Source organism: Paraburkholderia sp. RHO2 (assembly GCF_050955445.1).
Taxonomy (GTDB): Bacteria; Actinomycetota; Actinomycetes; order Mycobacteriales; family Mycobacteriaceae; genus Prescottella; species Prescottella agglutinans_A.
In genome coordinates this window covers 2,408,283-2,419,776 of the sequence record NZ_CP162617.1, presented here as the reverse complement: position 1 = coordinate 2,419,776, position 11,494 = coordinate 2,408,283, and the positions used below count along the sequence as shown (strand labels likewise).

The window sequence follows — 11,494 nt, the reverse complement described above, 5'->3', positions numbered from 1 at the left end:
AGGTGCGAATCGACCATTGGCAAGCTTAACGCGCTCGCGCGAGGCGTCTATTCGCCGCATGTGACGGCCCGGCGGACGCCTCACCCGCCGTGACGCGGATCTCAGCGCGGCTCAACGTCCTCGCACGATCCTCCGCAGCTTCCCCACCCGCCCGGCGATCTCCCGTTCGGCGCCGTGCGTGGTCGGCTCGTAGTAGTCGACGCCGACGAGTTCGTCCGGCGGATACTGCTGCGGCAGGACGCCGTCCGGATGGTCGTGCGGGTACTTGTAGCCGACGGCGTTGCCGAGCTGCGCGGCGCCGGCGTAGTGGCCGTCCCGCAGATGGGGCGGCACGAGACCGGACTTGCCGGCCGCGACGTCGGCCATCGCGGCCCCGAGCGCGGCGATGACGGCACCCGACTTGGGCGCCGTCGCGAGATGGATCGTGGCCTGCGCCAGCGCGAGTCGAGCCTCGGGCATTCCGATCAGCTGTACCGCCTGCGCGGCCGCGGTCGCGGTCTGCAGCGCGGTGGGGTCGGCCATGCCGATGTCCTCACTGGCGTGCACGACGAGCCGGCGGGCGATGAACCGCGGGTCCTCGCCGGCGGTGAGCATCCGGGCCAGGTAGTGCAGCGCGGCGTCGACGTCCGAGCCGCGGATCGACTTGATGAATGCGCTGATGACGTCATAGTGCTGGTCGCCGTCGCGGTCGTAGCGGACGGCGGCCTTGTCGACGCTGGATTCGACGGTCTCGAGGTCGAGCAGCGCGGGACGCTCGTCGGTTCGGTCGAGGGCCGTCCCGGCGGCCGCCTCCAAAGCCGTCAATGCCCGCCGCGCGTCGCCCGCCGCGAGGCGCACCAGATGCTCGAGGGCGTCGTCGGCGATCTCCACGGAGCCGGCCAGACCGCGCTCGTCGGCGCGGGCACGCTCGATGACGAGGCGGATGTCGTCGGCGGTCAACGACTGCAACTGCAGCACGAGCGAGCGCGACAGGAGCGGCGAGACCACCGAGAACGACGGATTCTCGGTGGTGGCCGCGACGAGCAGCACGATGCGGTTCTCGACCGCGGCGAGCAGCGCGTCCTGCTGGGTCTTGGAGAAACGGTGGACCTCGTCGATGAACAACACCGTCTGCTCGCCCTGGAGCAGGCGCCGTCGGGCCAGTTCGATGACCCCACGCACCTCCTTGACGCCCGCCGACAGCGCAGACAGTGCCTCGAACTTGCGCCCGGTGGCACCGGAGATGAGCGACGCGAGCGTCGTCTTGCCGGTCCCGGGCGGGCCGTACAGCAGCACGGAGGATGCGCCGGAGCCCTCGACCAGGCGCCGCAGCGGCGCGCCCGGCGCCAGTAGATGCTGTTGACCGACGACCTCGGACAGCGTCGCCGGTCGCATCCGAACGGCGAGCGGAGCCCCCGGGTTCGGCCGCGACGGCCGCGGAGGAACCGACGTGAGCGGTTCGGGCTCCGCCTCGGCCGCCGGAGCCTCGAACAGTCCCGCCGCGCCGGGTGCGTCCGTGTCGCCGAAGAAATCAGTCACACCCCGACGCTACTAGCCCGCCCCGACGCGAACCTGCGCCGCTCGCGACCGGGTCAGCGACCGAACAGAGACGCGAAGAAGCCGGGCTTGGCCGGCGGCTCGCACGTGCACCGTTGCGCGGCCGGCACCGAGCGCATGACGCTGTCGACGTGCTGGCCACAGCCGCCCCACGTGGTCTTGGAGCAGCTCTTGCAGGTAACGGGGTAGCACATGTGAATCTCCTCGGGAGGCGCTTGCGGCTTCCCTCGGAACAATACCCCCTGGGGTATAAGTTTCAATGTGCTCGTCCCCACACCGGTGAGCGGTTCGCATCAGCAGTTCGGCGCGTGCACCCGGACGCGATCGACGGGACCGGACAGCTCCAGACGCCGGGCCAGGACGGGATTGTCCGTGGACTGGCTCTCGTGACACGCGATCGCCGCGAGCTGCACACCGCGATCGACCTCGACGTCGACCACACCGCCACCGCTCAACGCGACGAAGCCGACGTCGAACTGGGCGTTCAACGCGTCCGCCACCTCCGGCGCGACACCCCACTCGAGCACGTGCAGGCCCTCGGCCGCCGCGACCCGGAAAGCGGCCGCCGTCGCCGCTCGGTGATCCGGATGACCGGTGACGCCACCCGACTCGAAGACCACGAGCGTCGCAGCCGCGCCCAGCGTGTCCAGCACCACCGCGTCGAGTACCGCTGGATCCACCTCGCGCAGCCCGCCGTCCGGGAAGTCGCGCAGCTCGACACCTTCGAGGCCCAGCCGCTCCGCCGCCGTCGTCAATTCGGCGTGACGCACCTGCGCAAGGTCGACGCCCACCCCGAGCGTGCTGGCCTCACCACGCGTCAGGCACAGCACGCGGACGTCGGCGCCGGCCGCGGCCAGCGCCGCGAGAATTGCTCCCAGACCGAAGCTCTCGTCGTCCGGATGAGCCACCACCGCCAGCGCCGCGCCCCGCGCGGCCACGTCTCGCAACACGGATTCGCCGGAGTTCGCGCCCACACGTACCACCCCTTCTCTGCGGTCCCTCCCAGTTTCCCGGACCGGCTCGGCGCCCGGGGGCGATCCCCCGAAACCCGCCCCCACCAGTAGGCCTTACACCGTATAGTCCACATCGACCGGTGGCTTTACAACGTAAGGAGAGGAATGGGATCCGACGCCGGACGCGACGACGCCGCCCGCACCATGGCGCGACTGTGGGCGCCGCCTCCCCTGCGCGCCGATCGCACCGCCCCCGACGACGGGCCTGCATTGACACTCGAGAGCATCGTGGAGACCGCGACCGCCCTGGCCGACGAACGCGGCACCGCAGCGGTCCCGTTGCGCGCGATCGGCGAACGCCTCGGCTGCACGGCGATGGCGATCTACACGTACGTCGACGGCAAGGACGAGCTACTCGACGTCATGTACGACCGAGCGCACGCGGGCTTCACCGCGACGGCGCCGACGACCGTGATCGCGTGGACGGAACAGTTGCTCGACCTCTACGTCGCGCACCCCTGGATGCTCGACCTCACGCACACCCGCCCGGTGCTGGGACCGCACCAGCAGGAGGTGTTCGAGTCGCTGCTGGGCACACTGTTACCCGCCGCCATCGCGCCCCGCGACGTGGCCGCGATCGCATCGTCCGCGTTTTCGCTCACGGCCGCGGCGGCCCGGACCATCGTCGATGCCCGACAAGTGCCCGGCGAAACCGGTTCGGACGACGCGCAATGGTGGGCCGAGCGGATGGACGTCCTGGCCGGCGCGGCACCGGACTTCGCCGTCCGCTTCCCGCTCTCCGCGTCCCTCATGGACGCCGACGACCGCCGGTCCCCCGACGAACCCAACCACGACGGCGTCCCCGCCATGGAGCGTGCGGCGCGGGAGAACCTGCGGAGATCGGTCGAACTGCTGCTCGCGGGCGCCGCCCGGCGTCCGCCGGACTGACCGTCCGCTACTGGATACGCTCGCGCAGGCGCGCGACGACGACCGATGCGTGCTCGGCGATCACATCGTGCCCGGACTGCTCGGCGAACGTCGCCAGGCTCTCCCAGCGCGCGAGCAGGGCATCCGCACGCGGTGCGGACAGTTGGTGTCCACGGACGGCCGCGATGCGCGTGTAGTCCTCCGGCAGGAACAGGTACGTGCTGAGCCAGACCCAGGCGAGTTGGGCATCGAGAACCCGCTCGGTGAGGAAATCGTCGTCCGTGAGGGCCGGCCACATCCCGACGACCTCGGCGCGCCACGCCTCGGTCATCGCGCGGGCGCGCTCGTACGACAGGTCGATACTGCACAGGCACGCCGGGAACGACACGAGCGCGTACGCGAGGTCGAGGGTGGCGTCGCGGAAACCGCCCCACTCGTAGTCGAGGAACCGGACGCCCTCGTCGTTGACGATGATGTTGTCCGGGCACAGGTCCGACGGGCTGAAGGCGCGGAAGCGCCCACCGCCGAACAGCTTCCCGGCCCGCGCCGCGATGTCCAGAACTTCCGACGCCACCTCGATGCCGAGGTGCTCGCCGAGCAGGGAAGGCACCGTCTCGAGCGACGCAGCGGCCTGCTCGGCGACCACGTCACCACAGTGGGCGACCTCCGCGCGCCGCAACAGCGCCGTGAAGTCCTCTTCGCGGCCGACGGTCGCGGCGTGCATCCGGCCCAGCGCCTGCGCCATCGCCATCAGCGAGTTGGTGACGGTGTCGGGATCCGCGTTCTTGAGCAGCGACGGAAACGGGGTCGAATCGCCGAGGTCGCCGAGCACGAGCAGGCGTGCCTCGAAGTCGTAGGCGAGCAGCTCCGCCCCGGGGCGGCTCTCGGTCGCCAGCGCGGTCGCGAACTGGTACGAGACCGCTTCGCGGAGGAAGGCGACGTCGACCGTCGAATGGTCCGGCACGTCGAAGTCGATGCGCGCACCCGCGGCCTTCCTCGACGTCTCCCGGACCTGCTTGATCACGAGGGTCCGGGGAAGCGAGAACGGGTTCTCCGCCACACGAACGCGGAGAACGATGGTACGGCCGCTTCCCCCGAGGTCGACCGGGTCGACGAGACGGACCGGTGCCCCGGTCCGACGGGTGAGCAACTTCTCTGCTGCGGCAACGACCTCCGAGAGGGGTTCCGCCAATATTGCGGTCATCGGTCACCAACCTACCTCTACCAGCCGGTCGGGACCGGGCAATCGGGATCAGCGGCGCGGTGCGAAGCCCGCTGACCTCGACAAACCCCGTGTTGCAGCTCGGTCACGGGCCTTTTCTGTCCGCTGCAGCATCAGGACCGCCACCGCCGCGATCACGATGCCGGCAAGATTGACGCCGAGCTGCCCCGCAGACATGAGTGCGACGCGCCATTCACCGACGGTCGCGGCCACCGCGACGAAGCCGGCCGCCGGCACGGTCGTGACCGAGATGAACACGCCCACGAGGGCCGCCGACTTCGCCGACACGAGCGCGAGCATGCCGGCCGCACCCGCAAGCAGCGCGACGACCAACGACGCCGGGCCGACCTTGTAGATGAAGTCGACCTGGTGGACGTCGTGGATCGTCTCCAGGTTCACCCACCCGATCGACTCGGCGAGCATGGTCGCGCCGGCGGTGATGACAATCGCGAAGGGAAACCCGACCACGAGGGCGATCAGTGAGCGCCGGGCGAGACCGAACTTGCGGCGGGTCAGCGCCACGGCCAGCGCAGCGAGCGGCCCGAATTCAGGGCCCACGACCATCGCCCCGACGATCGTGACGGGTGAGTCGGTGACGATGCCGACCGCCGCCAGCAGGCACGCGATTGTCAGGAACGCCAGAAACGTGATGTTGAGCGTGGATTCCTCCCGCGTGCGAGAGATCAGTTCCTCCCACACAACAGCGTCGCTCGGGTCGCCGGGCGCTGCCCGCTCGGCCGCCCGCGCCGCCTCCGACAGCACCGTCTCGATCGGAACGAGAGTGATCGCACCGGTCCGCTGTATGCCCAGCTCGCGCAGCTGGGTCAGAACCTCGTTGGCCGACTCGCGAGCGATATCGGCCTGGACGACGTCGCCGTGCGGCTCGACGGCGGAGCCCCGCGCCACGGTGATGTGCGTGGCGCCGGGCTCCTCCTCGAGCAGTGCGAGCACCTCGTCGGTGTTGTCCACCGGACAGATCACGCGCAGATGCAGCACGTGCGACTCCCCCGTTTCTCTGCGGTCTCCCTGTCCGGGTCAGACCGGGTACTACTCGGAGACTGCGGCCGGCTCCGGCTTGACGTCGATGCCCGATTCCTTGCGCTGCAGCTCCGTGATCGGCGCGGGAGCGTCGGTGAGCGGGTCCACGCCGCCACCCGACTTCGGGAACGCGATGACCTCGCGGATCGAGTCGAGACCCGCGAGCAGCGCGGTGATGCGATCCCAGCCGAAGGCGATGCCGCCGTGCGGCGGTGCGCCGAAGGCGAAGGCGTCGAGCAGGAAGCCGAACTTCTCCTCCGCCTCCTCGTGGGAGATGCCCATCACCTTGAAGACGCGTTCCTGGATGTCCTTGCGGTGGATACGGATGCTGCCGCCGCCGATCTCGTTGCCGTTGCAGACGATGTCGTAGGCGTATGCCAGCGCCGAACCGGGATCGGTGTCGAACGTGTCGATCGACTCCGGCTTGGGCGAGGTGAACGCGTGGTGCACCGCGGTCCATGCGCTGTAGCCGAGCGCGACGTCGCCGCTGGCGGTCGCGTCGGCGGTGGGCTCGAACAGCGGCGCGTCGACGATCCAGACGAATTCCCACGCGTCGGGGTCGATGAGGTTCTGCTTGCGGGCGATCTCGCCGCGGGCGGCACCGAGCAGGGCACGCATCGACTTGGTGGGGCCGGCGGCGAAGAAGATGCAGTCGCCGGGCTTCGCACCGACGTGCGCGGCCAACCCGTCGCGCTCGGCGTCGGTGAGGTTCTTCGCGACCGGGCCGCCGAGGGTGCCGTCCTCGCCTACCAGCACGTAGGCGAGGCCCTTCGCGCCGCGCTGCTTGGCCCATTCCTGCCACGCGTCGAGCTGCTTGCGGGGCTGGCTCGCGCCGCCCGGCATCACGACGGCGCCGACGTACTCGGCCTGGAACACGCGGAACGTGGTGTCCTTGAAGAACTCCATGCACTCGACCAGCTCGATGCCGAAGCGCAGGTCGGGCTTGTCGGAGCCGTAGCGGCGCATGGCCTCGGCGTAGGTCATCCGCGGGATCGGGGTGGTGATCTCGTGGCCGATGAGCCTCCACACCGCGTGCAGGATCTCCTCGGCCAGGAGGATGACGTCCTCCTGGTTCACGAAGCTCATCTCGATGTCGAGCTGGGTGAACTCGGGCTGACGGTCGGCGCGGAAGTCCTCGTCGCGGTAGCAGCGCGCGATCTGGTAGTACCGCTCGATGCCGCCGACCATGAGCAGCTGCTTGAACAGCTGCGGGCTCTGCGGCAGCGCGTAGAAGCTGCCCGGCTGCAGACGCGCGGGCACCAGGAAGTCGCGTGCGCCCTCGGGGGTGGAACGGGTGAGGGTCGGGGTCTCGACCTCGACGAACTCGTGGTGTGCGAGCACGGCGCGGGCGGCAGCGTTGACCTTGGAACGCAGGCGGATCGCGTGGCCCGGGACCTCGCGGCGCAGGTCCAGGTAACGGTACTTGAGACGGGCTTCCTCACCGACCTGGTCGTCGAGCTGGAACGGCAGCGGGGCGCTCTCGTTGAGCACCTCCAGCTCCGTGGCGTTCACCTCGATGGCGCCGGTCGGGATCTCGAAGTTCTGGTTGCCTTCCGGACGCACCGCGACCACACCGGTGACCTTGACGCAGTACTCGGCGCGCAACCGGTGCGCCTGCTCGAGGACGTCGCCTGCGCGGAACACGACCTGGGAGACGCCGGACGCATCGCGGAGGTCGATGAAGATCACCCCGCCGTGATCGCGCCGCCGCGCCACCCAACCGGTGAGGGTGACGGTCTGCTCAGCGTGCTCGGGTCGTAGCGAGCCGGCCAGGTGGGTGCGCAGCACGGGAATCCTTTCACAAACTTCCAGCACAATGGTCGATCCATGCTTTCAGCACGGTCTTCTTTCTGCTGCGATCCTACGGAGCCTCCGCGTGTCACCGCCAAACGCGTGCCCCTATTGCTGGAAGTCTGTAACGACCAGCACAACCAGTTTCGGACAGGGAGTCAACGCGATGACGTTCAACGAGGGTGCACACGTCGATCCGGGGCGAGTCTCGGTCGGCGGTGGCGGCGGTGGCCGCGGTGGCAAGTTCGTGCTGGGCGGCGGCGCCGGCGGCCTGGTCGTCCTGGTCCTCGCGCTCCTCCTCGGCGGCGATCCCGGTTCGATACTCGGCGGCCTGTCAGGGGCGACGGGAGCGCCCGTCGACTCCGGGACCAGCGCCGTCAGCGGCGGCCTCGCCGCCAAGTGCAAGAACGGCGCGGACGCCAACCGGGACGTCGACTGCCGCGTGCTGTACACCGTCGGCAGTCTCGACGACGTGTGGGGCCCGCAGCTGCCGGCGCAGACCGGCGTCGAGTACACGGCACCGCAGGTGCGCCTCTTCTCGGGCGCGGTGAGCACGGGGTGCGGCAACGCGACCAGCGACGTCGGCCCGTTCTACTGCCCCGCCGATTCGACTGCGTATTTCGACACCAGCTTCTTCCAGCTCCTCACCGATCGGTTCGGCGCGAACGACGGCGCCCTCGCGCAGGAGTACGTGGTGGCCCACGAGTTCGGTCACCACATCCAGAACCAGCTCGGCGACATCGGCCGGGCGCAGCAGGATCCGCGCGGTGCGACCTCGCAGGCGGTGCGCACCGAGTTGCAGGCGGACTGTTACGCCGGGATCTGGGCCCACTACGCGGCCACCGAACCTCGCCCGGACACCGGTGTGCCGCTCCTGAAGCCGCTCACCGAGGCCGATATCCGCGACGCGCTGTCCGCCGCGTCGGCCGTCGGCGACGACCGGATCCAGCGGTCCGCCGGTGCGCGCGTCAACCCGGAGGGGTGGACGCACGGCTCGTCGGACCAGCGGCAGAAGTGGTTCATCACCGGCTACAAGACGGGCCAGGTCAGCGCGTGCGACACCTACTCGGCGCGCAATCTGGACAGTCCCGCCGGACTGCGCTGAACGCTCCCGCATAGCCTGTCCTCGGCGGTCGCGGACGACCGTCGACGACACTTCCTGGGAGGGCACCTGTGGCGACCGTGCACCGCGAGCGCGCACTCGAGGCGCCCGACGAGATCGCCCTGCGCGACAGTCGCATCGAGATGTCCTGGCCGGACGTCGACGTGGTGGTCAATCGGGTCGCCAACGCGTTGCGGGCGAGCACGCTGGGCCCCGACCGCCGGGTCGCGGTGTTCGCCCGTAACAGCGCGGAGACGATCCTGGCGCACGTCGGCATCATCCACGCGGGCTGCTCCCCCGTTCCGGCGAGCTTCCACCTGACCGCCCCGGAACTCGCGTACATCCTCGAGGATTCCGGGGCCGCGGCCCTGTTCGTCGGGCCGGAGAACGCCGCCGTCGGCACCGAGGCCGCTCGGCTCGCCGGGGTGCCGCTGGTGGTGGGCTGGCGCTGCCCGGACGACGCAGCCGACGGGATCACGCCGTGGGACGGGTGGCTCGCGCAGGCGTCGGACGACGACCCGCCGTCCGACGTTCCCGCACTGCCGTTCCTCTCCTATACGTCCGGCACCACCGGGACCCCGAAGGGGGTCAATGCCCTTGCCGGAAGCCCCGATCCGGGTGCGACGGTCGACGCCTACGTCCGGTCGATGCGCGCGCTCCCGCTCGCGCAGTGGCCCGGTCACCTGGTGGTCGGCCCGCTCCACCACACCGGTCCTCTCGCCGGGGTGCGCCTCATCGCGTGCGGCCGTCCGGTCACCGTCCTCGAGAGGTTCGACGCCGAGGCCGTGCTCGCGACGATCGACCGGTACCGGATCGCGACGTCGCTCATGGTGCCGACGCACTTCCACCGCCTGCTGTCACTGCCCGACGACGTCCGCGCGCGCTACGACGTGGGTTCGCTGCGGTTGGTCACCCATACCGGCGCACCGTGCCCGCACGACGTCAAGCGCGCGATGATCGACTGGTTCGGCCCGGTGCTGTTCGATTCGTACGGCGGCAGCGAATCCGGTCCGCTGTGCGGAATCTCGTCGGCCGAGTGGCTGACGCGGCCGGGCAGCGTCGGGCGGGTGCGGCCACCGTTCGTCCGCGCCGTCGCGGTGGACGTGGACGGGAACGAGCTGCCGGCCGGCGCCGAGGGCAGGCTGGCGTTCGAGGAGCGCGACGGCCGCTCGGTCGCCTACCTCGGTGCGGCAGGGAAGACGTCGGAGGCGTTGATCCGGCCCGGGTTGTTCACGCTCGGCGACGTCGGCTATGTCGACGGCGACGGCTTCGTGTTCATCACCGACCGCGAGACCGACATGATCATCTCGGGCGGCGTGAACATCTATCCGGCGGAGATCGAGCATGTCCTCGCCTCCCACCCGGGCGTCGCGGACGTCGCGGTCATCGGTGTGCCCGACGCGGACATGGGGGAATCGGTGTTGGCGCTCGTGGTCCCGCGCTGCCCCGACCGTGCACCCGCCGCCGCCGACCTCGTCGAGTACTGCCGCGGCACGCTCGCCGGTTACAAGGTGCCGCGCACCATCGAGTTCCGCGAGGACCTCGGCCGCAGCGCGATGGGCAAGCTCAGCAAGCGGGTGCTGCGGGCCCCCTATCGGGCCGGCCGCTGACCCTCAGTCGGGTTCGTCCTCCGCGCCCCCGGCGGACTCGGGTTCCTCCTCGTGGACGAGTTCGTAACGGTGCCCGTAGGTTTCGACGATCGCCTGGATCACCGCCACCACCGGCACCGAGACCAGCGCGCCGAGTGCCCCGAACAGCGAGGCACCGACGATCACCGACCCGAACGCGACCGCGGGATGGATCGACACGGTCCGCGAGGTGATCCGTGGATGCAGGATGTAGTTCTCGATCTGCTGGTACGCGGTACCGAACAGCACCACCCACACGCCGTCGAAGGGCTGCGCCGCCGCGGCGATGATCGCCGGCAGCGCGATCGCGAGATACGTGCCGAGGGTCGGAATGAACTGGGAGACGACGCCGGTCCAGATCGCGAGCGGTAGCCAGTACGGGACGCCGATCGCCAGGAAGAAGATGCCCGTGACGACCGCACTGATCGCGGCGAGGATCACCCGGGACACGACGTATCCGCCGGCCTTGTCGACCGAGATCTCCCACACGGTCGCGATGATCTTCTGCTGCCGCGCGGGGAACCAGCTCGAGATGGTGCGGCGCAGTTGCGGCCCCTGCGCCGACATGTAGAAGACGAACAGCAGCACCGTTGCCGCCTGGAACACCACTCCGACCAGGGTGGACACGACACCGAGGACCCCGGGGGTGTACCTCTCGGCGAGGTCCCGGATGGTCTCGGGTGTGACCTTGATCAGGTCCTTGCCGGTGGCGAAGTCGGTGCCGAAGGTGCGATTGGCCCATTCGGTGACGCGGGTGAGGGCGTCCGGCAGGGCGCCCAGCAACTGCGCCAGCTGCTCGGCGAGCAGCGCGCCGAAGATCGCGACGAACCCGATGGCGAAGACGATCGTCCCGATCAGCACCAATCCGGTTCCCGCACCGCGCCGCAGCCCGGCCCGTTCGAGGCGGTCGACGACCGGTTCGATGGTGACGCTGGCCAGCCACGCGAGGAACAGCACGCCGAGGAAGCCGCGGGTGTTGTGGAACAGCCAGCCCGCCACCTGGTACGCCGCGACCGCGAGCAGGACATAGACGAGCGCGATCCGCAGCGAGCGCAGATTCGCCTTTCGGTTGTCGTCGGTCGAGGCCGGCCCGTCCGAGCCGGTCTGCGAGTCGTCGCCGGCCATCACACCTCCGCCCCGTGACGATTGCTGCCCTACGCGGGAACCTACCCGCCCGGGCGAGGTTCGGCCGGGGATCGCAGGCCGACGAATCCCGCGTGCCCGACCTGGACGGACGCCATCGCGTGCTGTATAGATAAATTATCTAACTGATTATTCGTGGCATCGAGGAGGGCTC

General features: G+C 69.9%; 10 protein-coding genes. 3 read left to right on the top strand and 7 right to left on the bottom strand.

The window, feature by feature from the left end; translation table 11 throughout:
- Positions 1–111: 111 nt before the first annotated feature.
- From ABTV10_RS11195 to ABTV10_RS11185, 3 genes are all read right to left on the bottom strand, one after another.
- Positions 112–1,518, bottom strand: a complete 1,407-nt coding sequence (locus tag ABTV10_RS11195) for a replication-associated recombination protein A (protein ID WP_499034735.1) — start codon at positions 1,516–1,518, stop codon at positions 112–114.
- A gap of 53 nt (positions 1,519–1,571) precedes the next feature.
- The gene (locus ABTV10_RS11190; RefSeq protein ID WP_499034733.1) at positions 1,572–1,730 is read right to left on the bottom strand and encodes a DUF8730 family Cys-rich protein; all 159 of its coding nucleotides are present in this window, start codon (positions 1,728–1,730) and stop codon (positions 1,572–1,574) included.
- Positions 1,731–1,829: 99 nt separating this feature from the next.
- Positions 1,830–2,510, bottom strand: a complete 681-nt coding sequence (locus ABTV10_RS11185) for a PIG-L family deacetylase (protein WP_499034732.1) — start codon at positions 2,508–2,510, stop codon at positions 1,830–1,832.
- Positions 2,511–2,654: 144 nt separating this feature from the next.
- Here ABTV10_RS11185 and ABTV10_RS11180 point away from each other — a divergent pair, with 144 nt between their 5' ends.
- Entirely contained in the window at positions 2,655–3,437 is a 783-nt protein-coding gene (locus ABTV10_RS11180; RefSeq protein ID WP_499034731.1) for a TetR/AcrR family transcriptional regulator, read from the top strand.
- A 7-nt stretch (positions 3,438–3,444) separates the two neighbouring features.
- Here the strand turns inward: ABTV10_RS11180 and ABTV10_RS11175 are convergent, their stop codons facing one another.
- Genes ABTV10_RS11175 through aspS form a run of 3 tightly spaced genes read right to left on the bottom strand, consistent with a single transcriptional unit; the run spans position 3,445 to position 7,464 of the window.
- Entirely contained in the window at positions 3,445–4,620 is a 1,176-nt protein-coding gene (locus tag ABTV10_RS11175; RefSeq protein ID WP_499034730.1) for a hypothetical protein, read from the bottom strand.
- Between the two features lie 48 nt (positions 4,621–4,668).
- Positions 4,669–5,634 carry a DUF389 domain-containing protein gene (locus ABTV10_RS11170; RefSeq protein WP_499034729.1) on the bottom strand — a complete coding sequence of 322 codons (966 nt, stop codon included), beginning with the start codon at positions 5,632–5,634 and terminating at the stop codon, positions 4,669–4,671.
- Positions 5,635–5,685: 51 nt separating this feature from the next.
- On the bottom strand, positions 5,686–7,464 hold the full coding sequence (gene aspS, locus ABTV10_RS11165) for an aspartate--tRNA ligase (RefSeq protein ID WP_499034728.1): 1,779 nt from the start codon (positions 7,462–7,464) through the stop codon (positions 5,686–5,688).
- A 169-nt stretch (positions 7,465–7,633) separates the two neighbouring features.
- Between aspS and ypfJ the strand changes: the two genes are divergently transcribed.
- Together ypfJ and ABTV10_RS11155 are read left to right on the top strand one after the other, a co-directional pair.
- Positions 7,634–8,572: a KPN_02809 family neutral zinc metallopeptidase gene (gene ypfJ, locus ABTV10_RS11160; protein WP_499034727.1), complete on the top strand. Its 939-nt coding sequence runs from the start codon at positions 7,634–7,636 to the stop codon at positions 8,570–8,572.
- Positions 8,573–8,640: 68 nt separating this feature from the next.
- Positions 8,641–10,179 carry an AMP-binding protein gene (locus tag ABTV10_RS11155; RefSeq protein WP_499034725.1) on the top strand — a complete coding sequence of 513 codons (1,539 nt, stop codon included), beginning with the start codon at positions 8,641–8,643 and terminating at the stop codon, positions 10,177–10,179.
- A 3-nt stretch (positions 10,180–10,182) separates the two neighbouring features.
- Here the strand turns inward: ABTV10_RS11155 and ABTV10_RS11150 are convergent, their stop codons facing one another.
- Complete coding sequence (locus ABTV10_RS11150; protein WP_499034723.1) at positions 10,183–11,322, bottom strand: AI-2E family transporter; 1,140 nt, start codon at positions 11,320–11,322, stop codon at positions 10,183–10,185.
- Between the last annotated feature and the right edge of the window lie 172 nt (positions 11,323–11,494).

Excerpts from the sequence above, each read along its gene's own strand:
- ypfJ (WP_499034727.1), top strand. The coding sequence starts at position 7,634 with ATGACGTTCAACGAGGGTGCACACGTCGATCCGGGGCGAGTCTCGGTC.
- ABTV10_RS11150 (WP_499034723.1), bottom strand. The coding sequence starts at position 11,322 with ATGGCCGGCGACGACTCGCAGACCGGCTCGGACGGGCCGGCCTCGACC.
- ABTV10_RS11175 (WP_499034730.1), bottom strand. The coding sequence starts at position 4,620 with ATGACCGCAATATTGGCGGAACCCCTCTCGGAGGTCGTTGCCGCAGCA.
- ABTV10_RS11180 (WP_499034731.1), top strand. The coding sequence starts at position 2,655 with ATGGGATCCGACGCCGGACGCGACGACGCCGCCCGCACCATGGCGCGA.
- ABTV10_RS11190 (WP_499034733.1), bottom strand. The coding sequence starts at position 1,730 with ATGTGCTACCCCGTTACCTGCAAGAGCTGCTCCAAGACCACGTGGGGC.